General features: G+C 50.1%; 22 protein-coding genes. 12 read left to right on the top strand and 10 right to left on the bottom strand.

Going from position 1 to position 18,915, the window contains the following annotated elements; genetic code table 11:
• Window positions 1-120 precede the first annotated feature (120 nt).
• Window positions 121-1,029: a LysR family transcriptional regulator gene (locus C7387_RS02820; RefSeq protein ID WP_006820649.1), complete on the bottom strand. Its 909-nt coding sequence runs from the start codon at window positions 1,027-1,029 to the stop codon at window positions 121-123.
• Window positions 1,030-1,224: 195 nt separating this feature from the next.
• On the opposite strand from C7387_RS02820, the gene C7387_RS02815 reads away from it, so the two are divergent.
• Window positions 1,225-1,827, top strand: coding sequence for a site-specific integrase (locus C7387_RS02815; protein ID WP_024906933.1), 603 nt, complete (start codon window positions 1,225-1,227; stop codon window positions 1,825-1,827).
• A gap of 68 nt (window positions 1,828-1,895) precedes the next feature.
• Here the strand turns inward: C7387_RS02815 and arsH are convergent, their stop codons facing one another.
• Window positions 1,896-2,594, bottom strand: coding sequence for an arsenical resistance protein ArsH (arsH, locus tag C7387_RS02810; protein WP_120815998.1), 699 nt, complete (start codon window positions 2,592-2,594; stop codon window positions 1,896-1,898).
• 86 nt (window positions 2,595-2,680) lie between these two features.
• Between arsH and C7387_RS02805 the strand changes: the two genes are divergently transcribed.
• From C7387_RS02805 to C7387_RS02780, 6 genes are all read left to right on the top strand, one after another.
• Entirely contained in the window at window positions 2,681-3,001 is a 321-nt protein-coding gene (locus C7387_RS02805) for a transcriptional regulator (protein ID WP_006818636.1), read from the top strand.
• 44 nt (window positions 3,002-3,045) lie between these two features.
• The gene (locus C7387_RS02800; protein ID WP_120815997.1) at window positions 3,046-4,335 is read left to right on the top strand and encodes an arsenic transporter; all 1,290 of its coding nucleotides are present in this window, start codon (window positions 3,046-3,048) and stop codon (window positions 4,333-4,335) included.
• Window positions 4,336-4,347: 12 nt separating this feature from the next.
• Window positions 4,348-4,773 (top strand): glutaredoxin-dependent arsenate reductase, encoded by a 426-nt coding sequence (gene arsC, locus C7387_RS02795; protein ID WP_120815996.1) that lies wholly within the window; start codon window positions 4,348-4,350, stop codon window positions 4,771-4,773.
• Window positions 4,774-5,006: 233 nt separating this feature from the next.
• Window positions 5,007-5,555: a GNAT family N-acetyltransferase gene (locus C7387_RS02790; protein WP_120815995.1), complete on the top strand. Its 549-nt coding sequence runs from the start codon at window positions 5,007-5,009 to the stop codon at window positions 5,553-5,555.
• A 220-nt stretch (window positions 5,556-5,775) separates the two neighbouring features.
• Window positions 5,776-6,000 carry a hypothetical protein gene (locus tag C7387_RS23305; RefSeq protein ID WP_038256618.1) on the top strand — a complete coding sequence of 75 codons (225 nt, stop codon included), beginning with the start codon at window positions 5,776-5,778 and terminating at the stop codon, window positions 5,998-6,000.
• Between the two features lie 31 nt (window positions 6,001-6,031).
• On the top strand, window positions 6,032-6,439 hold the full coding sequence (locus C7387_RS02780; RefSeq protein WP_120815994.1) for a cell envelope integrity TolA C-terminal domain-containing protein: 408 nt from the start codon (window positions 6,032-6,034) through the stop codon (window positions 6,437-6,439).
• Between the two features lie 62 nt (window positions 6,440-6,501).
• On the opposite strand, the gene C7387_RS02775 is transcribed toward C7387_RS02780, so the two are convergent.
• Window positions 6,502-7,293, bottom strand: coding sequence for an SDR family oxidoreductase (locus tag C7387_RS02775; protein ID WP_120815993.1), 792 nt, complete (start codon window positions 7,291-7,293; stop codon window positions 6,502-6,504).
• Window positions 7,294-7,441: 148 nt separating this feature from the next.
• Between C7387_RS02775 and C7387_RS02770 the strand changes: the two genes are divergently transcribed.
• Window positions 7,442-8,335 (top strand): LysR family transcriptional regulator, encoded by an 894-nt coding sequence (locus tag C7387_RS02770; protein ID WP_134436849.1) that lies wholly within the window; start codon window positions 7,442-7,444, stop codon window positions 8,333-8,335.
• A gap of 34 nt (window positions 8,336-8,369) precedes the next feature.
• Here C7387_RS02770 and C7387_RS02765 read toward each other — a convergent pair whose 3' ends face one another.
• Window positions 8,370-9,359, bottom strand: a complete 990-nt coding sequence (locus C7387_RS02765) for an aldo/keto reductase (protein ID WP_120815991.1) — start codon at window positions 9,357-9,359, stop codon at window positions 8,370-8,372.
• 275 nt (window positions 9,360-9,634) lie between these two features.
• Here C7387_RS02765 and C7387_RS02760 point away from each other — a divergent pair, with 275 nt between their 5' ends.
• Together C7387_RS02760 and C7387_RS02755 are read left to right on the top strand one after the other, a co-directional pair.
• Window positions 9,635-10,435 carry a PhzF family phenazine biosynthesis protein gene (locus C7387_RS02760; protein ID WP_120815990.1) on the top strand — a complete coding sequence of 267 codons (801 nt, stop codon included), beginning with the start codon at window positions 9,635-9,637 and terminating at the stop codon, window positions 10,433-10,435.
• A 91-nt stretch (window positions 10,436-10,526) separates the two neighbouring features.
• On the top strand, window positions 10,527-10,835 hold the full coding sequence (locus C7387_RS02755; RefSeq protein ID WP_038256605.1) for a monooxygenase: 309 nt from the start codon (window positions 10,527-10,529) through the stop codon (window positions 10,833-10,835).
• Window positions 10,836-10,877: 42 nt separating this feature from the next.
• Here the strand turns inward: C7387_RS02755 and C7387_RS02750 are convergent, their stop codons facing one another.
• From C7387_RS02750 to C7387_RS02725, 6 genes are all read right to left on the bottom strand, one after another.
• Window positions 10,878-11,522, bottom strand: a complete 645-nt coding sequence (locus C7387_RS02750; protein ID WP_120815989.1) for a helix-turn-helix transcriptional regulator — start codon at window positions 11,520-11,522, stop codon at window positions 10,878-10,880.
• A 102-nt stretch (window positions 11,523-11,624) separates the two neighbouring features.
• On the bottom strand, window positions 11,625-12,143 hold the full coding sequence (locus C7387_RS02745; RefSeq protein WP_006820684.1) for a fimbrial protein: 519 nt from the start codon (window positions 12,141-12,143) through the stop codon (window positions 11,625-11,627).
• A 14-nt stretch (window positions 12,144-12,157) separates the two neighbouring features.
• On the bottom strand, window positions 12,158-13,090 hold the full coding sequence (locus C7387_RS02740; protein WP_120815988.1) for a fimbrial protein: 933 nt from the start codon (window positions 13,088-13,090) through the stop codon (window positions 12,158-12,160).
• 34 nt (window positions 13,091-13,124) lie between these two features.
• Complete coding sequence (locus C7387_RS02735; protein ID WP_120815987.1) at window positions 13,125-15,653, bottom strand: fimbria/pilus outer membrane usher protein; 2,529 nt, start codon at window positions 15,651-15,653, stop codon at window positions 13,125-13,127.
• A gap of 66 nt (window positions 15,654-15,719) precedes the next feature.
• The gene (locus C7387_RS02730) at window positions 15,720-16,397 is read right to left on the bottom strand and encodes a fimbrial biogenesis chaperone (protein WP_120815986.1); all 678 of its coding nucleotides are present in this window, start codon (window positions 16,395-16,397) and stop codon (window positions 15,720-15,722) included.
• A gap of 54 nt (window positions 16,398-16,451) precedes the next feature.
• Window positions 16,452-16,985, bottom strand: coding sequence for a fimbrial protein (locus tag C7387_RS02725; RefSeq protein WP_006820688.1), 534 nt, complete (start codon window positions 16,983-16,985; stop codon window positions 16,452-16,454).
• 387 nt (window positions 16,986-17,372) lie between these two features.
• Here C7387_RS02725 and C7387_RS02720 point away from each other — a divergent pair, with 387 nt between their 5' ends.
• On the top strand, window positions 17,373-18,035 hold the full coding sequence (locus C7387_RS02720) for a winged helix-turn-helix transcriptional regulator (protein ID WP_244922332.1): 663 nt from the start codon (window positions 17,373-17,375) through the stop codon (window positions 18,033-18,035).
• A gap of 87 nt (window positions 18,036-18,122) precedes the next feature.
• Window positions 18,123-18,755: a winged helix-turn-helix transcriptional regulator gene (locus C7387_RS02715; RefSeq protein WP_120815984.1), complete on the top strand. Its 633-nt coding sequence runs from the start codon at window positions 18,123-18,125 to the stop codon at window positions 18,753-18,755.
• The last annotated feature ends 160 nt before the right edge of the window (window positions 18,756-18,915 follow it).

The raw sequence follows: 18,915 nt of genomic DNA, 5'->3' as shown, positions 1-18,915 counted from the left end.
TGCGATAGTGAATTGCACTGCGTGTGCCGTTACGGCAACAACGTGATGGCAGTGATTATTGGCGCAATGGAGTTATAAGACTAATTGTCATTACTTATATTCTTAATAAGATAAATTATATCAGGGGCCAGGGTGTTGGCTAACTTCTACGCATAAAGCACGAATCCACTGATGACCCGGGTCACGATGGGTTCGTTCATGCCAGGCCATGCTCTTGGTAAAACCAGGTACTTTCAGGGGCAAAGGGAGAATGATGAGATCGTTGTTAGTCAGGACCATGCGGTGAGGCACAACGGCAATCATGTCGGTCAATCGCAATATATCCGGTATCACTTGAAAACTATTAACCGACATGCCCACTCGTCGTGTCAGATTGAGCTGAGCCAGTGCTTCATCTGTTACACCGGTAAAGTGACCTTCTGTCGACACCAGAATATGTTCCTGCTTGCAGAATTGTTCGAGCGTCATTTCCGAATTCGCTGCCAGAGGATGATGACTTCGCGCTACGCAGACATACGCTTCTTCATAGAGCGATCTTCCGTGCAGGTCATCGGGGGTTGTTTGCGGAGTAACCAAAGCAAGATCCACTTCGCCCCGAGACAACTGCTGATACATTCGCTCATTGTCCACAGGCCGCACGGCAATTTTAATATGCGGCGCACGTTGTTTCAGCGCAGCCATCAACGGAACGACAACGGCCTTAAGCGCATAGTCCGTTGCGACGATGGTATAAGTCAGTTCCGCCGTCATGGGATCAAATTGCATTGGTTTCAGCAGGATAGCGATATCGGTGAGGATTTGTTTTACCGGCATAGCAAGTTCGTTGGCCCGCAGAGTGGGGACCATACCGTGACTGGTGCGAACAAAGAGTGGATCGCCAAAATAATCACGCAAGCGGGTAAGCATACCACTGACGGCAGGCTGCGTCAGGGAGAGCCGCTGTGCAGCCCGAGTCACGCTTCCCTCATCCAGTAACGCATTAAGTGCCTTAAGAAGGTTAAGGTCGAGGGTTCTGATATCATTTTTCATAATGAACTAGCCTGACAGATATTAAAATTTTAATTCAGGCTAAATGCTCGGGAAAAGGTTGTCTAGAAGGTTTGCGAGTGTTTTCCTTTTGGGGGAACTTCCATTTCTGGATGGTAAGCCTTGTACGGATAAGTCCGCTGTTCGCTCATAAGGGACAACCATACTCAAATCTCCCACATTGCAGGAGATTTGAGTATGAACACGTCACCGTGGAATAAAGACCGTATCATAGGCCAAAAAAGACCACTTCAGATATCTCATATCTGGGGGATTCGAATCCGGCTTGAACTGGAAGGTAAAACGCGTGATTTAGCTCTGTTCAATATGGCCTTAGACAGTAAGCTACGAGGCTGCGATCTGGTGAGCCTCAAAGTATCTGATGTTGCATATGGTAGCTCGGTTTCAAGCAGAGCTACGGTGCTGCAACAGAAAACCGGTAGCCCTGTGCAATTTGAGATAACCAAAGGGACAAGAGAAGCTGTTGCTGCATTGATAAAGCTTGGCAATTTGCACAGCAAAGACTTCTTGTTTCGGTCTCGGATCGGAACTAACCGGCACATATCAACCCGACAATACAGCCGAATTTTTCATGGGTGGGTAGAAAAGCTTGGTCTCGAAGCTTCGCTTTACAGCACACATTCCATGAGAAGAACAAAACCTTACTTGATATACAAGAAAACCAAGAATCTCCGGGTGATCCAACTTCTGTTGGGCCATAAGAAACTGGAAAGCACAGTCCGTTATCTGGGCATCGAAGTCGATGATGCGTTAGAGATATCTGAATCGATTGAAGTCTAAGGTTGTCAGGGCTGCAACAGCAGCCCTGTGCCAGGAGCGGACGTTTTTGAGCACAATAAGAGAGGACGTTATATTTTGTCCTGATTGACGCGGGATGAAAGCTCCTGATGGCTTTCTTTTCGCTCACTGTAGCGATCGGCAAGATAACCGGTTTGCCCCTTGAGCAGCAGCGTGATTTTAAACAACTCCTCGGTGACATCGACGATACGATCATACCAGGACGAAGGTTTCATCCGCCCGTTTTCATCGAATTCCTGCCAGGCTTTGGCTACTGATGATTGGTTGGGGATAGTGAACATCCTCATCCAGCGCCCAAGAATACGCATCTGGTTCACGGCATTAAAAGACTGCGAGCCGCCACAAACCTGCATTACCGCAAGGGTTTTGCCCTGCGAAGGGCGAACCGCGCCTTCACTTAACGGGATCCAGTCGATCTGTGCCTTCATCACCGCACTCATTGCCCCATGCCGCTCAGGAGAACTCCACACCATTCCATCACACCATCTGACCAGCCCGCGAAGCTCGATGACTTTAGGGTGCGTATCCGGGGCATCATCCGGCAGGGGTAAACCTGAAGGATTAAACAGCCTGACTTCCGCCCCCATCGCCGTCAGCAGACGACCCGCTTCTTCTGCTGCAAAACGACTGTAGGAACGCTCTCTTACCGAGCCATACAGAATCAGAATACGTGGCGGTTCCTGGAGCTGCAGGCGTTCAGCAATCTGCTGATCGAAGCAATCTGCGTTCAGTGCGGGAAAGTGTTCCATTATTACTCCTCCGGGATATCTTGGTGATTTCAAAATTAACATATATGATTTATCATATGTGAATGATAAAGGGAACGGAGTATAAAATGCTACAGCCAGTTCAGCTTTTTAAAATCCTGTCGGATGAAACCCGCCTTGCTATCGTCATGCTTCTCCGGGAGTCCGGTGAACTATGTGTATGCGATATATGCGCGGCCACGACTGAGTCACAGCCCAAAATTTCTCGCCATATGGCTATTTTACGTGAGGCAGAGCTGGTGCTTGACCGCCGGGAAGGCAAATGGATTCACTACCGCCTGTCTCCCCACATGCCAGCGTGGGCGGCTGAGACGATCACAACGTCCTGGCAGTGTCTGAGAGAAGATGTGGGTAAATGGCTGTCACAATCAGCCTGCACATCGTGCTGAGAATTTATATCACATACATATAACCATATGTGAAGGAACCAGTAATGATTTTGGCAGGGAGTATATTTATACTGACGTTGGTTCTGGTCATCTGGCAGCCCAGAGGACTCAGCATTGGCTGGAGCGCCAGTATCGGAGCCGCACTGGCGCTGGGAACGGGGGTTATCCACATTCATGATATCCCCGTAGTCTGGAATATCGTCTGGAACGCAACAGCGGCATTCATTGCGGTGATCATCATCAGCCTGCTGCTCGATGAGTCCGGTTTCTTTGAATGGGCCGCACTGCACGTTTCCCGATGGGGTAACGGGCGCGGTCGTCTGCTGTTTACCTGGATAGTACTGCTTGGTGCTGCTGTTGCTGCGCTGTTTGCTAATGACGGTGCCGCACTGATACTGACGCCGATAGTGATTGCGATGCTGCTCGCACTGGGGTTCAGCCAGGCGACGACTCTGGCCTTTGTCATGGCTGCAGGATTCATCGCTGATACCGCCAGCCTGCCGCTGATAGTTTCCAACCTGGTGAATATTGTCTCGGCGGATTTCTTCGGCCTGGGTTTTACACAGTACGCCTCCGTGATGGTCCCTGTGAACCTTGCGGCCATAACAGCTACGCTGGTCATGCTCCATCTCTTCTTCCGCCGCGATATTCCGGCCAGATATGACGTTTCACTGCTCAGGATACCTGCCAGTGCGATTAAAGATCCTGAAACGTTCAGGGCGGGCTGGGTTGTTTTGCTGTTACTGCTGGTCGGTTTCTTCGTTCTGGAGCCGTTGGGGATCCCTGTTAGCGCGATAGCAGCCGTTGGAGCTACGGTTCTTTTCGTAGTAGCAAAGCGTGGCCATGCCATTAATACCGGGAAAGTGCTGCGCGGAGCGCCCTGGCAGATCGTGATTTTCTCGCTGGGTATGTATCTGGTCGTTTACGGCCTGCGTAACGCAGGACTCACTGAGTATCTTTCTGCCGTACTCAATATGCTGGCAGACAAAGGTTTATGGGTTGCCACGTTCGGTACCGGCTTCCTGACAGCGTTCCTGTCGTCTGTGATGAATAATATGCCAACGGTGCTTATTGGTGCATTGTCCATTGACGGAAGTGCTGCGACCGGCATCGTCAGAGAGGCGATGATTTATGCCAATGTGATTGGCTGTGATTTAGGTCCTAAAATCACCCCGATAGGCAGCCTGGCAACCCTGTTGTGGCTTCATGTGCTGGCACAGAAAAACATGACCATCACCTGGGGATATTACTTCCGCACCGGCATAATCATGACCCTGCCCGTGCTTTTCGTCACTCTGGCCGCGCTGGCGTGGCGGCTCTCTGTCACTTTGTAGTGAGATATTGATATGAGCAATATTACCATCTATCACAACCCGGCCTGTGGCACCTCACGTAACACGCTGGAGATGATCCGTAACAGCGGTAACGAACCAACCATTATTTATTATCTCGATACGCCCCCGACTCGTGATGAGCTTAGCAAACTGATTTCTGATATGGGTATTTCAGTACGTGCATTGCTGCGTAAGAACGTCGAACCTTATGAGCAGTTAGGGCTTGATGAAGACAAATACTCTGATGAGCAGTTGATTGATTTTATGCTTCAGCATCCGATCCTGATTAATCGGCCGATTGTCGTGACGCCGCTTGGCACACGTCTTTGTCGTCCCTCAGAAATTGTGCTGGATATTCTACCTGAAGGTCAGAAAAGCGCTTTTACCAAAGAAGATGGCGAAAAGGTCATTGACGAAACAGGGAAACGGGTTAAGTAATCTTTCCGCGTAATATTAACGGGCGTCTGTTTACTTCATACCGACGTCCGCTCCTCGCTCACAGCGGACCTTCAGGTCTGTCAGATGACCGCTTCGTGCCAAAAGCTGCTCCTGACCGTTTGATAACTACACTTTCAATTGCATGGATTTTCTCTGTACATCAGGATACATTGAGACAGCTATTGAACGGCTAAAACAGTAATAGACATCAAGCTCAGAAAGGGAAAGCGCGGATGCCAATACCTATACTCTATACAGAACGCTTACTGTTAAAACCATTATCCTCAGAAGATGCCTCACAAATTCAGATGCTCTATCCTCGCTGGGAGATTGTTCGGTACATGGTCTCATCAGTACCATGGCCCTACCCGGATAATGGCGCCGAGAATTATGTCAATAACGTTGCTTTGCCTGATATAGCAAATGGAATCGCCTGGTTCTGGACTATCAGACATCGTGAAACGCCTGACAACCTGATAGGTTTAATCTGTCTGTATGATGTTGAGGATAATAACCGAGGGTTTTGGTTAGCTCCGGAGTATCAGGGCAAAGGCTTTATGCGTGAAGCTTGTAATGCAGCTACAGATTATTGGTTTAATTCCTTACATAAGACGGTGTTGCGTGCGCCGAAAGCGGCTCTCAATAACCGTTCCAAACGTATTTCACAGAGCAGTGGCATGCGGCTCATCAGGACTGAAAAGAAAGAGTATGTAAGCGGATTGCTGGATACTGAACTCTGGGAAATCACCCGTGATGAATGGAATGCTCGTCAGGTTAGCTGATAAGATTATGGTACGTCCGCTGTTCGCTCATACCTCCCGATAAAAAGTTTTGCACTGCAGTGCTGTGCTGTACATCAGCAGCGGAGCAACCGGCTAAGGCCTGACTCACTTCAAAGCCCAGTCAGGACAAAAATTAATTTTCCCCCTACATTTGGTGGTAGCTACGTGAAGGTGGTTCATCTATTCTGCCTTCGTCAGGAGCGGACTGGAGTCACTCTTTGTGGTCAATCCCTTACTTCAGAAAACCATCATTATCGTTATTCTCGTCCTGTGGGTAATAGATGTATTCAGGACAAAGAAAAAAAAACAGGATGAACCCGCCATTGAAGAAGCTGATACCAGAGAACGCCATCAATGGCGCTATCTGAGATGGGGGTTTCGGGCAATACAAGCGGCAGCGACGGTGTATATCGTAGTTCAGCTGCTTCAGTTATTACTAAGATAGATACCACAGGCGTGGACAGAGGGAGCAAGACATGGGACCGTCTAAAACAGTAAAGAAAATCGCTATGCTGGCCGTTGTGGGCAGCCTGGTTGCGGGTTGTGCACCGTTATCTCCTTCCGGCTGCCATAAGACCACGGCAACTGGAAGCTGCAGTTCTGGCCGCTGGGACGATCAGGATGAATGGGGGGCGCAGGCGCGTGCAATCAGAGCAGCAATCAATGCCAAAATTGTTGCCCCACAAAACTGGAAGGGGAAGAAATGCAGATTGCATATCGAATTTGAACAGGATGGCACGGCTTCAAACATATCAACCAGTAACGGTAATAAAGCCTATTGCGATGCGTTAAAATCAGCGGCCCGGAATGCCAAATTCCCGGCCTTCGCTAATCCGGAGGTATATCGAGACTTTCAAAAATCAGGCTTCGATATGCAAGGTTAGTCACCTAATGGCCCGCCAGGATGGGCGCTTATATTAAGGCTGGCTGCGATAAGACGAGATTTTCACGATATCAGATTCGTTAAGTTTTTTGAATACCGGTTCAGCTCGTTAATAATGCACTCAGGCTCTTCACTGAGGGGCATATTGTCTGTATCTAAAACTCCATCATTCTTTTGTGGATCATCACTCTGCAGGACTGCAAACAGTGGAGTAAGATCCTGCTGTGCTTCGCCGCGTATCGCCACCAGCTCAAACGTTTTATTTTTGGCCTTGTCGTTGGTCAGGGCACTAACCAGAACCCGGGCGATTTGCGCCCGGGAGATCGCGCCATCTTCCGGCGTACCGGTATGGCGTCGATCGCCCTGCAGCATCACGATTCTGTGCTCATCCTCATTGTTGTAATCAAACCAGCCGGGTCTGACGATGGTATAGGGGTGACCACTCGCTCTGAGCAGACGTTCGGCGCGCCTTTTCCAGTCATGAACCTCAGTGCGTTGATTCCAGCTACCAAGCCGCTCGGTCACGCCAATGGTGGTCATTAAGGCGATGCGAACCGGCGTATCCTTGAATATCTGCAAAATATTACGCACGCCGCCGTAATCTATCGCTCTGGCACCAATACGTCCCTGACCATCGGAACCCAGCGTAAAAATAATGGCATCAATATCTTTCGGTAAATGGGTGAGGGTTTCGGGCATTGCAACATCGCCATAAAAAACATCCGTTCCACAAGGTAGCCATTTTACTTTGTGCTTATTCCTGACCAGCGCTATGGGCTGATGGCCCATTTCGATAGCGGTATTCACAACATGAAGACCAACACTTCCTGTCGCCCCGGCAACGAGTATTTTCATGATAAACCCTCTGATAACTCAGAATTATTTCCGATACCATCAGAATATCAATTGTCATTATTGTCAGTAATGGGGCTAAAATGATTGTGTCTATGAACACCCTTCATAAGTGCGCATTGAAGGGAATGCTTCAATAAGGAAATCGCCGATGCTCAAAGAAAACTTCAACGAACTGCAAATCTTTCTTGTGGTGGCAAGGGAGCGAAGTTTTACCAAAGCAGCGGGCAAACTGGGTGTTTCTCAGTCTACACTCAGCCATGCGATGAAGGCTCTGGAGGAAAGGCTAAACATCCGCCTCCTGACCCGCACGACCCGAAGCGTTGCGCCTACAGAAGCCGGTGAGAGAATTATTGCCTGCCTTGAACCCCGTATCGCCTCCCTCGAGCAGGAGCTGGAATCGCTGGTGCAACTGAACGGCATCGCTTCCGGCAATATCCGTTTATCTGCCGGGGAGCATGCCGCGCGCAGTCTGGTGTGGCCGAAGCTAAAACCCTTCCTCCGGGAATATCCGGAAATTAATCTCGAACTGGTGGTTGATAACGGCTTTGTCAATATTGTTGAGGGGCGCTTTGATGCCGGGGTCCGTCTGGGCGAAAGCGTGGATAAGGATATGATCGCCGTGAAGATTGGGCCGGATATGCGAATGGCCGTGGTGGGCTCACCGTCATATTTTGCCGCGTTCCCCGTTCCTGAAACGCCGCACGAGCTACAGCACCATCGGTGCATCAACATGCGCCTGCCAACCGCCGGTGGACTTTACCACTGGGAGTTTGAGCGGGAAGGAAAACCGTTACGGGTTCGGGTTGAAGGACAGCTGACATTTAATCTGCTGGAAGAAAGGATTGATGCGGTTTTATCCGGCTTTGGTCTCGCCTGCGTGCCTGAAGACAGCGTGCAGGAGGGGGTAAAGTCAGGAGAACTTATTCAGGTTTTGCAGGACTGGTGCCCTTCTTTCCCCGGATATTATCTTTACTACCCCAGCCGTAAGCAGCACCCGCCCGCGTTTGCGCTGATGATCGACGCCCTTCGCTACTCGGAATAACGGGTCCACCCTTCGCCGTGGACCCGTGCCGGTATTAACGGCCCACGCGAGCCTGGTGCTCAGGGGAGTAGCGTTCGCCGACAATGTTAATCGTTTCAAGCGCCCGAGTTATCTGTCGCAAGTCATCCGACGAAAGGATGATGTCGGCAGCCCCCAGGTTTTCCTCCAGCCGGTGTAGTTTCGTGGTGCCAGGGATGGGAGCAATCCACGGTTTTTGTGCCAGCAGCCATGCCAGCGCGATTTGCGCAGACGTCACCCCTTTCCCGGCCGCCAGTTCACCTAACAAAGAAACCAGCTTTTCATTGGCCTCAATTGCCTGTTCGGCGAAGCGCGGCACGGTGCTTCGGTAATCATCCTTGCCAAACGTCGTTCCTGGCTTAATCGCTCCGGTCAGGAAGCCCTTACCTAGTGGGCTGAAGGGCACAAAACCAATGCCCAGCTCCTCCAGCAACGGCAGGATCTCCCGCTCAGGCTCGCGCCACCACATCGAGTATTCGCTTTGCAGGGCAGTGACCGGTTGTACCGCATGCGCCCGACGTATGGTCTGCGCACCCGCTTCGGACAGACCGAAATGTTTAACCTTGCCTTCCGCTATCAGGTCTTTGACGGTTCCCGCAACGTCTTCAACAGGGACATCAGGGTCGACGCGGTGTTGATACAGCAGATCAATGACATCTGTCTTAAGGCGGCGTAATGATCCTTCCACAGCTTCACGGATATGCTCAGGACGGCTGTTTAAAACCTGCTGCTTGTTGTCCGTACCAAAGGTAAAACCAAACTTGGTGGCAATGACCACACGGTCACGAAACGGTTTTAAAGCTTCACCAACCACCTCTTCATTAATGAAAGGGCCATAGACTTCGGCGGTATCGAAGAATGTCACGCCACGTTCAACCGCAGCGCGAATGAGCTCGATCGCCTGACGAGTATCGGTCGCCGGGCCGTAGCCGTGGCTTAAGCCCATGCAACCGAACCCAAGCGCGGAGACTTCGAGTCCGGATTTACCCAAATAACGTTTTTGCATTGAATGAATACCTCTTTTATCGCGGCTTAAACTTCAGGTTTGCGTTCAGATGTTGTCCCGAAAAAGCATAACGTAAAGTGATTTATTCGATTAGATAGGGTAATGAGCTAGGGTTTATTAGATGGGTTCATTAATTTAAACGTGTCTGACGGTCGGCTGAACATCAGGATGTACGCGTTGTCCCCATAACCCAAAGTGCATACAAATTAAAAAAAACGCGTTACCGGGCCGTGGTAGAGTGTGGGTTACCCTGAGAATAACAAGAGATTTCCGCTATGCAGCACATTGATTTTTACATGGTAGATGCCTTTGCCGACAGGTCTTTTGCAGGTAACGCCGCCGCGGTATGCCCGCTGACAGACTGGTTACCTGATGAGACATTATTGAAAATGGCGCAGCAGCATAACCAGTCAGAGACCGCGTTTTTCGTCATCACTGATGATGGCTTTGAGCTGCGCTGGTTCACTACGCTCGGTGAAATCAATCTGTGTGGGCATGCCACACTGGCGGCCGCGCACGTTATCTTTGAGCATCTTGATTATCCGAACACGGTTATCCATTTCGATACCCGTTTTGTCGGCCCGCTGACGGTAACGCGCAACGGTGAATGGTTGACGCTGGATTTCCCGGCCTGGGAGACCGAACCCACCGAGCCCCCCGCGCTATTGCTGGAAGGGTTAGGCATCACGGAATACAAAGAAGTGCGCGTAGCGCGTGATTACCTGGTGGTGCTGGAAACTCAACGGCAGGTTGAGGAATTACGCCCGGATATCCACGCCATGATCCCGCTGGATAAAATGGTGTGCGTCACGGCGCCTGGCGAAGGGGAATACGATTTTGTCAGCCGTTTCTTCTGCCCGGGAGAGGCCGTCGCGGAAGATCCGGTCACCGGTTCGGCGCATACCATGCTCATCCCTTACTGGGCGGAAAAACTGCAAAAGACACAGATGTTTGCCCATCAGGGCGCTGAGCGCGGCGGGGATTTACGCTGCCAGCTCGCGGGCTCCCGCGTTTACATCGGCGGCCAGGCAACCACTTATTTGATCGGCAAAGTGCTGTTGCGCCAGAACGGCTGAATGTTGCCCGGCATATTTGTGCCTTTAGCCGCAAAACGTGTCAGGATACCCGACAATCAACACGATTCAGGTCTTACCCCAGGAGGGAGCTATGTCGAAGAAATTACTGCAGCTGCACTTCGCTTTTCACGGTCCGTTTGGTGCCGAGATGTCGGAGCAACTGGTTGAACTTGCCGAGTCTATTAACCATGAGCCGGGATTCATCTGGAAAGTCTGGACAGAGAGCGCAGCAAATCAGGAGGCCGGTGGTATCTACCTGTTTGAGGATGAAAACACCGCGATGGCGTATGTCAAAAAACACACCGCCCGCCTGAAACCGCTGGGCGTGGAGGAAGTTATCTTCAAGATTTTCGATGTCAACGAGCCATTGACCACGCTCAACCACGGTAAGCTCAGTTAATCCTTAATGATAGCGGGCTAAAAATCTTAGTCCGCTCCCCACCTATAGCTGAAACTCAGAGATAACCGCAGGATAGTACATCTGCAAACGTTTAATAAACAGAAACAACTCAAGGTCATTGCGCAATTTAAACTTCTCCATGATCGTCCGTTTATGCGCAGATACCGTTTTATGGCACAACGACATTTCACTGGCGATCATGTTTACGTTCTGGCCTTCCAGGAGCGACTGAGCGATGATTTTCTGCTGCGGAGAAAAAGTCCGGTGCCGGCAACCGCAGCAAACATTTTCACTCAGCGCCGGAGCCACCTCATCGGTATTATCGAGGGCATATTTAATCTTTTCTACGGTACGGTTAATCTTGTCAGTTTTCTGCACAAAAACCATATTCCTCAGGCATGACGGTAATATGTCTCTTCGTTCCCGACGCACCTCATCCATCAGACCAATAAGTAGCGCTGGCCGACACGATAAAAACTCCGGGTGGCAGATAAACTCTTCGCCGGGAGCAAAATTTACAACAACGATATCCGCGACGGCAAGTTTATCCATCCCATGTACAGCAATCAGTTGCCCATTCAGCATCGATTCCTGAAATATACTCTGGAGTAAAAAACGCAACCCAACACGGGAAAAATAATCATTACATTCAACATAGACGCATATCATGGCATTACCTTTAAACATCACATCGAGAAAATATCCAGAGGTATCCAGATAAAAGTAGGCAGCAGAACAATAATCAGCGCAGTATGTCTAAATACCATACAGAGAGATTCTCACAGCGGCTTATTGCCATGTAAATGTGACCGTGACAACCGCATTCACTGTACCAGGAGTAACCCGTCCTTCCTGGCTATAGGCTCTTGCCCGTAAATGGTAACGGTATCCATCATTAATAATGACTCCGGTAAGGGATTTACCATTACCCAGAGGTTGCCCTGCTATTGTCTGCAGCTGGATTGCAATATTTCCCGCATTTCCGCTGTTTTGGTATAAATCATCGGGGCCGGCACTATCCGCAGCGCCTGAGAATAACATCGTCGCCTGAACGGTCCCTGCCGGACAGCGCTCAATGTTAAAATCAAATGCCACCCAGTCCGTCGCCGAACCTGGCGTATACATAGCCGATGCCCGCACTCCCTGGGCTCCCGTCAACAACACGGTTTTTTCTACACTGTCGCTGCTTATCTGGCACGGAGCCGCAACAATCTTTCCTTTGACGTTCAACGTCAGCGGATCGCCAGCAAACAGCGATCCGGATATAAAAAACATTGCAAGCGGCAACCCGTTAATTCTCTTTTTCATACTGCATCACCCGATTATTGATAGGTAATATCCAGAGTCGCGGTCGCATTCGCTTCACCGGCGGTCACTATCGTTTTAGTTTGATAATATCGCGCGGTGACGGGAAACATCTCCTGGCCGCCTGGGGATTGCTTCAATAGCATTCGGTTATTCATTTTTAGCGGTATATCGTTGTATAACAGCTGCACCCCTACGCCGTCCGCCGTGTTTTCACCCCCTTGCCCGGTCAATGCCAGAACGCTGCCCTCACCTGCGGCATCCGGGTTCGGTGTGCCTTTTAACTCAATATTAATGTTGGCGCCGGGGTTACAGTAGAGTCCTATATTTTGCGTTGCTGTCCGCTGCGGACTAAATCCCACGGCATGGCTAAACTCTGACGCACTGAGCGTCCCCAAATCAAAGGTAATCACCTGACTGGAGAGCGAACAGCTTAAGACACTGACCCGGGAAGTCGCATCAAGGGATATCTGCGTAAAATAATTCCCTGGAGAGCCAAACCAGGCCTGGGCGATTAACCCAGGGGCCAACACACCAGAGGTCATCTCACCTGTTTTCACCAGAGATATAATGTAATAGCCAAGATTGTAGAAGCCTGAGTTTTGATAAACTGGCAGAGTAAAATTACCCGGCATACCAGACACTTTGATACCAACGCCATCCAGATTTGTTTTAAAAACCCCGCTAACTGGCGACTCAATAGCGGATAAGTAGGTGATAGCGTAATTTCCCGGACAAACTTCTCCGCTGTCGGAAAGCGTCTGTACCTGCGCATAACCTGTCGATACCGTCGTGGCGAGCGTTGCCCCCACCGGCGTATCTCGTTGCACATTCACCTGACCAAAACCAACCGTATTTATTTTGGTGGCCAGAATATTACATGTCACTGCAGCCGCAGGTTGCGCGACGAGGACTAATATTAATGCCAGCCATTTAATCATGTCATACATAATAAATACTCTTTGTATTTTCCACGATGCAGGATCACAAGCAGGTGTAGTGAGAAATATTAATGCCGCTCACCTGATCATGGGTATTTAAAACATAATTCACCCGACAGTGTTGGGTATTTTCTGCCCCCCAGCGCACATCAAGCGTGCCCTGCGGCGCGAGCCCGGTCAGATACACCTGCCCGCCTTCATCCACAATCGCACTTCGCCCTTCTCCCCCAGCGAGGTTGACCAGCGATCCGAAAGGGACCCGCTGTTGATTCGCCAGAGTGAGGGTCAACAGGGCACGGTTACCGACATTAGCGACATAGTTCGCCCGTACCACGGCACCGCGCGTTGGGATCACGGTTAGGTTCGTTAGCTCCAGCTCTACGTCATCCGGCAGTGTGGCGGTATTAAGACCGATGTCGTTCTTACGATACGGTGATAAGTTACTGGTCACGGTGTAGCCACGAAAATCGGTTTTAGCCCCGTTCTGGTTATTAACGCCGATGCCAGCGGCTCCCGGCGCTTTTACCAGCACGTTGGTTTCCCCCAGCGGCTGGGAAAACGTGACGCCATCTGCATGAGCGAGAATGCCGCCAGCAAGACCATAATTCACACGCGCACCGTGGGTGTCATAGCTGTAGCCTGCCGTCACTTCAGCCAGGGTACCGCGGTAATCAGCGTTGGCGCTGCCGGTATAGCCGACGTTGTCGGTGCCGTACCCCTGCTGCACGCTCCAGTTCAGTGCATTGCCCTCCAGCGCCATCCCATTAAGACCTGTGCTATGAGTGGTCCCGCCGTGGCGGCTGGCATTCATCGCATAATTTGCCCAGCTATTATTAAGAAATCGATGTAGTGGAACGCTGAAACTCAGTGAAATCAGCCGGTCGGAACCCTGTGTATTACCGCTCTGCCCCCCCGATGTGCCACCGTTTGTGCTCCATGTTCCATTGACTCCATAACTGATCCCCCGCCAGGAGTTGTTATAACCTGCGCTGAGCGATGACGCGGAACGGTTGCTTATCCAGTAGTCTTCCCGTACCGCGCTTAAGGCCAATGAACCTGCGTTATCGCCTAACGACTGGCTGAGCGTCATTTCCATTCGATTGCGCCGCCGGTCGACGGGCACACGGCTGTCTCCCCAGGAGTCGAGCACCTCCTGCATGCTGTAATAACCACGGGTCGAATAACGATACCCGGCAATCGCCACATTGGTACCGGTCGCGATAACGTTTTTGCTATAGCGTAACCGCCACGACTGACCGGACTGCTTTTCCGCGCCCTGAGGGTGTGACCAGGCCTGGATAACGTCGCTTGAAATAGCCCCCGCTTCCCCCAGGTTCTTTCCTGCTCCGCCTGCGATCGACTGATATTTAGTCGACTCCTGAAATCCGCCATACACAGTAAATCCCGCCGGCAGCCCGAGGATCCCCGTCATCTGAGCAAAGGGGGTTTTATCGACCCGGCTGTCCCACGAACGATACTGTCCGCCGCTGATGGCATATTTCACCCGCCCTTCACGCTGCAGTACCGGCAGTGAGGCATAAGGTACGGTGAAATTCTGCTCGCTACCGTCCGCTTCTTTAATCGTGACAGACAGATCCCCGGAACCTCCGGTGGAATACATATCACTGATTTCGAATGCGCCAGGCGCGACATAGTTCTGGTAAATGATATAGCCATTCTGACGGATAACGACCTGCGCACGGGTGCGCGCAATACCACGGACTACCGGCGCGTACCCTTTCATTGACTCCGGTAACATATCGTCGTCAGAAGCCACCTGGCCGCCGCGAAATGGCATGCTGTCAAACACATCGGCCGGTGCGGAGCCATCCCCCAGCGTGAGCTGCGCCTTAAGGGGAATAATGTCGCGCTGGAGATAGCTATAAACCGTATCCCACTGCTCGTGTCCCTGCTCATCGCGATTCCATGTTGTATAGTTGCGCAGGCGCCATGGTCCAATATTGACGCCGGGGCGCAGGTTCGCGTATTCGCTGTCTCCGCCACGTTGTTCGTGCCCCCTGGTGTTGGCACCGCTGAGCATATAGTTCAGCATGGCAGCGTTGATTCCTTCATCCCAAAGTTCCGGGGCAACGTATCCGCGAGCGACGGGCGCCAGCGCCGCCTGTGGAATGCTCAACTGCAGTTTCAGGGTATTGAATAAAAAATCGAATGACGCACCAGGTATTGCCGATAACTGTGCGCAATGTCCCTCGACGGACAATCCCGGGTACTGATCTATTTTTACCCCGTAGCTTTGTAACAGCGCAGTGGATAAACACGGTGTCAGCACCGCTTCGCCATCTGAGGCTGCCACGCTATAAAACGTGATATCGCGGGTATCAACCTGCTTCTCGTTAATAATCACATCGACATGATAGCTACCGGGGGCCTGAGACCCGCTTTCAAACACCGAAAGATCGGCACCTTTCATCCTGGGATCATCCAGTTCAAGGAGCGCAGGGTTAAAAAACTCGCGCCCTTCAGCCCCCGGGAGCAATGACGTTAAGGCTAAGGTCACCCCAACAGCAAGACATTGCGGAATGGGTATAAATGTTCGTTTTAATATATTCATGAGCCTTCACTCCATTGCGATAGCTTTTATATTTTTTATTTCAGCTATCGTCTGTGGCGCGACTATTTACAACCGGGCAGCATGCACTTCTCCTATTCCGCCATAGTCATTAATAATTTTAAACGCCAGCTGTGATGATGTATTCCCGGTCGGCAAAGTGAACATAGCGGTTGAGCCAGGCGCAACATAGGTCGCCTCCTCCAGTTTTATCCCGCCGACTTTAATTTCATTGAAGTTGATATAATACGGCGTTGGGTTATGTACCTGCACATGAGCGCCATTTCTGCTCCATATTAGCTTCCCGGCCTGTTCCTCTGGCCCTGAACCGGCTAACGCCTGCGGTCGATAAATCAGTTTGATTCTGGTTTTCACGGCCACCTGTAGGGTGTTATCACGGGGTGTAACAGAGGGAATTGACTTAATATTTAGCCAGAACAATGATTCCTTCTCCTGCGATAATCTCCCCACCAGAACAATACGCATCATATTCTGCTGGCCTTTATCAAGCCGATACAGCGGTGGTGTAATAATAAATGGAGGTTTGCTTCCTCCCGGTACTGACGCTTCAACCCAGGATTGAATTAAATAGGGTAACGCGTCCGGATTGGTGATGCTTAACGATGTCTCTTTTTTATCGCCGGTATAAACCACGCGGGTTCCACCGATAATCACACCCGCTTTGGCCTGGGAAAATGCAGATGTTATTAACAGCGCCCCTACCATCACACCAGTGAAAAACTTCATTTGCTTGTCCAGTTAAAAGGGCCGAAGACCGGCCCCGCTTATCGCTTAACCAACTTAGTTATAGTTGACCGTAAAATTAGCTACCGCGTTCGCCGTTCCCGCTGACACGCTGGCGGCTGTCGATTTATACGCCGCATAGAAATCAAGATTGTTATCCGCTGTCGTCACCAGCGGATAGCTGTAGCTGTTGACCTGATTAAGGCCGAGCAGCGATTTATCTGCGGTCATCAATTTAATCGCTACCCCGCCTGCGGCGGCAGAGCCTGAGGTAATGGCTAACAGATCGCTATTGTTTGAATCATTGGCACCATCAAATTTCACCTGTGCTGATGTCACGGTAGATGGGCAGTTGATTAATTTAATGGTGAATTTTGTTGAGTCAGACTCATCACCTGTATTCTGAAAAGCCGTACGCGCGACACGCCCCAGGTCAACGGTCATGGTATTATTGCTACCAATATCAACCGTACAGGCCTGATCGATAATTTCTCCTGTAAAGTTAACCGTACCATCGGCCGCGTTTGCATTTACCGCGGTCAGTACCGCGCCGGTTGCCAAAGCAACCAGTATCATCTTTTTGTTAATCATATTATTTCCTTGATTATATTTTTATATTTTCCTGCAGGAACGACGTATTTATTCTCGTGTCAGAAAAAACAGTTCCCTGCAGCATTCCAGTGCTACATCATTAAGATTGTAATAACCACGATAATACCAGAGAAAACAACATCCTTACCTTGCACTATAAGGTGCCAGTCATTACCGCCACATGAAGCGTTATCGAAGCACATCAACAATCAGTATTTTTTCTACTTAGATAAATATTGATATAGATACACTCATTATCTCAAGTTATTTTTCGGTGTAATTTTACACCACGCCTGATATTCACTCGAAGAAGACAACTGGCAGATAATTCATCTATCGGAGAACACACCTGTTTCTGATTCCATTGTAGTGTTGGAGTATATTTGGATGCCAGAAATAAAAAAACCAATCAAAACAAGTATGTATAACGCATCAATCTGTAAACCTGATCAACATATAGCAAATCTGATCTATCACCTCTCCCCGGAGGCTAACATAATTGAAACAAAAATAAGGCAAAAAATTAACTATTCAAATGATGGAGCACGCAAATGTTATTTGCTTCTTGAAGGGAGTATTGCACTTTGTCGTACCCGAGATAGTTTTATGATGAACTCAGAATCGGCGCCCTATGTGTTTGGCTTAAGCAACCAACTCTCTGTGAGTGACTATCTGCATATGCAGACGCTGGAACCTTCACGCATCGCGTGTCTTTCACTCTCAGCGGCCAATATCATTATTGCCGAGAAAGACTTGTGGGAAAGTTTAGCCCACCTGCTCATTTACACTGCCGGGCGCGTCTATGAGCATTGCACTCGTATTTCTGCGCCATCGTCTTACGCCATTATTCGCTCTCAGCTGTATGAACTGATGCAGGAGTCAGAGGAGCTTCGCAGCAGTATTACGGCCGCTAATTATATTCAGTCGCGAACTTTTCTTTCCCGCAGCAGCATTATGAAAATCCTTGCTGAATTAAAAAAAGGAAGCTATATCACTACCGAGCGAGGGCTCCTTATGCAGATTAAGCAGGGCATCCCGCTGAAATACTAGCCTGCGGGCGCTAGCGGTTCCCGGATTGCCCCCGAAGGCAGGTTTGTCGCAGATGAAACCCCATTGCCTTGCAGGTCGTAGCCCGCCATGACAACACGCGAACGCCATATTGATGTCAAAGCCCTTTCACCGCACCTGCAGCGCCTGCTCAGTATATTGACTCGCGACGAAGACTACCGAACGGTGCCAAAAGGCAGCAAACTGTTTTTCCGCCAACAAGGGGTTGCTACCTGCCATTTCATACGCCAGGGTTCAGTTTTACTTGCGCGTCGCGACGATGCCTTTTCGCTTGGGATCCTCTCCGCCCCGATAGCGTTAGGCTTCACGCTTCCTCTGAGCGAACATATCTATCTTCACACCCTGGCCCAATGCGAAATAGCCACATTGCCGTACAACACAGTGATGGCGCTGATTGAAGAACAGAAAGCCTGGGATCTGATAGCCCGCCATATTATGTTTATCACGAATAAGCTATTTATTTATAACGAGATGCTGACGGCTCCCACCAGTTTCGAAATTCTGCGCTATCAGCTGTTGATGCTTATTCAGGAGCCAGATAGCGTCCGCGAGAACACCTCGGTGTATCGATATATTCTCGATCGTACAAGACTCTCGCGCAGCAGCATTATGAAAATGCTCTCCGAGCTTAAAAAAGGGAATTACATCAAACTGGAGAATGGTAAATTGCTTTCCATTCATCACTTGCCCAATCGATTTTAATAAGTCCTCCCGGCTAAGCCGCCACCACAGAGCCCAGGCGGCTCTGAGTCCTGATCCGACCTTCATTATCCCCCTCTGACGTTCCATTAAGTTCTTACTAATCGTTGCAATTAGTAAATGATATTGGTAATTATTATCATTCTCATTGGTGATTTACCTG

It is taken from the genome of Yokenella regensburgei (assembly GCF_003634235.1).
Classification (GTDB): Bacteria; Pseudomonadota; Gammaproteobacteria; order Enterobacterales; family Enterobacteriaceae; genus Yokenella; species Yokenella regensburgei.
The sequence above is the reverse complement of the archived record's forward strand: the minus strand, read 5'-3'. Positions and strand labels throughout refer to the sequence as shown.

What these genes read in the sequence shown, in the direction of transcription:
- C7387_RS02820 (WP_006820649.1), bottom strand. Translation starts at nt 1,029, where the DNA reads ATGAAAAATGATATCAGAACCCTCGACCTTAACCTTCTTAAGGCACTT.
- C7387_RS02815 (WP_024906933.1), top strand. Translation starts at nt 1,225, where the DNA reads ATGAACACGTCACCGTGGAATAAAGACCGTATCATAGGCCAAAAAAGA.
- arsH (WP_120815998.1), bottom strand. Translation starts at nt 2,594, where the DNA reads ATGGAACACTTTCCCGCACTGAACGCAGATTGCTTCGATCAGCAGATT.
- C7387_RS02805 (WP_006818636.1), top strand. Translation starts at nt 2,681, where the DNA reads ATGCTACAGCCAGTTCAGCTTTTTAAAATCCTGTCGGATGAAACCCGC.
- C7387_RS02800 (WP_120815997.1), top strand. Translation starts at nt 3,046, where the DNA reads ATGATTTTGGCAGGGAGTATATTTATACTGACGTTGGTTCTGGTCATC.
- arsC (WP_120815996.1), top strand. Translation starts at nt 4,348, where the DNA reads ATGAGCAATATTACCATCTATCACAACCCGGCCTGTGGCACCTCACGT.
- C7387_RS02790 (WP_120815995.1), top strand. Translation starts at nt 5,007, where the DNA reads ATGCCAATACCTATACTCTATACAGAACGCTTACTGTTAAAACCATTA.
- C7387_RS02780 (WP_120815994.1), top strand. Translation starts at nt 6,032, where the DNA reads ATGGGACCGTCTAAAACAGTAAAGAAAATCGCTATGCTGGCCGTTGTG.
- C7387_RS02775 (WP_120815993.1), bottom strand. Translation starts at nt 7,293, where the DNA reads ATGAAAATACTCGTTGCCGGGGCGACAGGAAGTGTTGGTCTTCATGTT.
- C7387_RS02770 (WP_134436849.1), top strand. Translation starts at nt 7,442, where the DNA reads ATGCTCAAAGAAAACTTCAACGAACTGCAAATCTTTCTTGTGGTGGCA.
- C7387_RS02765 (WP_120815991.1), bottom strand. Translation starts at nt 9,359, where the DNA reads ATGCAAAAACGTTATTTGGGTAAATCCGGACTCGAAGTCTCCGCGCTT.
- C7387_RS02760 (WP_120815990.1), top strand. Translation starts at nt 9,635, where the DNA reads ATGCAGCACATTGATTTTTACATGGTAGATGCCTTTGCCGACAGGTCT.
- C7387_RS02755 (WP_038256605.1), top strand. Translation starts at nt 10,527, where the DNA reads ATGTCGAAGAAATTACTGCAGCTGCACTTCGCTTTTCACGGTCCGTTT.
- C7387_RS02750 (WP_120815989.1), bottom strand. Translation starts at nt 11,522, where the DNA reads ATGTTTAAAGGTAATGCCATGATATGCGTCTATGTTGAATGTAATGAT.
- C7387_RS02745 (WP_006820684.1), bottom strand. Translation starts at nt 12,143, where the DNA reads ATGAAAAAGAGAATTAACGGGTTGCCGCTTGCAATGTTTTTTATATCC.
- C7387_RS02740 (WP_120815988.1), bottom strand. Translation starts at nt 13,090, where the DNA reads ATGTATGACATGATTAAATGGCTGGCATTAATATTAGTCCTCGTCGCG.
- C7387_RS02735 (WP_120815987.1), bottom strand. Translation starts at nt 15,653, where the DNA reads ATGAATATATTAAAACGAACATTTATACCCATTCCGCAATGTCTTGCT.
- C7387_RS02730 (WP_120815986.1), bottom strand. Translation starts at nt 16,397, where the DNA reads ATGAAGTTTTTCACTGGTGTGATGGTAGGGGCGCTGTTAATAACATCT.
- C7387_RS02725 (WP_006820688.1), bottom strand. Translation starts at nt 16,985, where the DNA reads ATGATTAACAAAAAGATGATACTGGTTGCTTTGGCAACCGGCGCGGTA.
- C7387_RS02720 (WP_244922332.1), top strand. Translation starts at nt 17,373, where the DNA reads ATGCCAGAAATAAAAAAACCAATCAAAACAAGTATGTATAACGCATCA.
- C7387_RS02715 (WP_120815984.1), top strand. Translation starts at nt 18,123, where the DNA reads ATGACAACACGCGAACGCCATATTGATGTCAAAGCCCTTTCACCGCAC.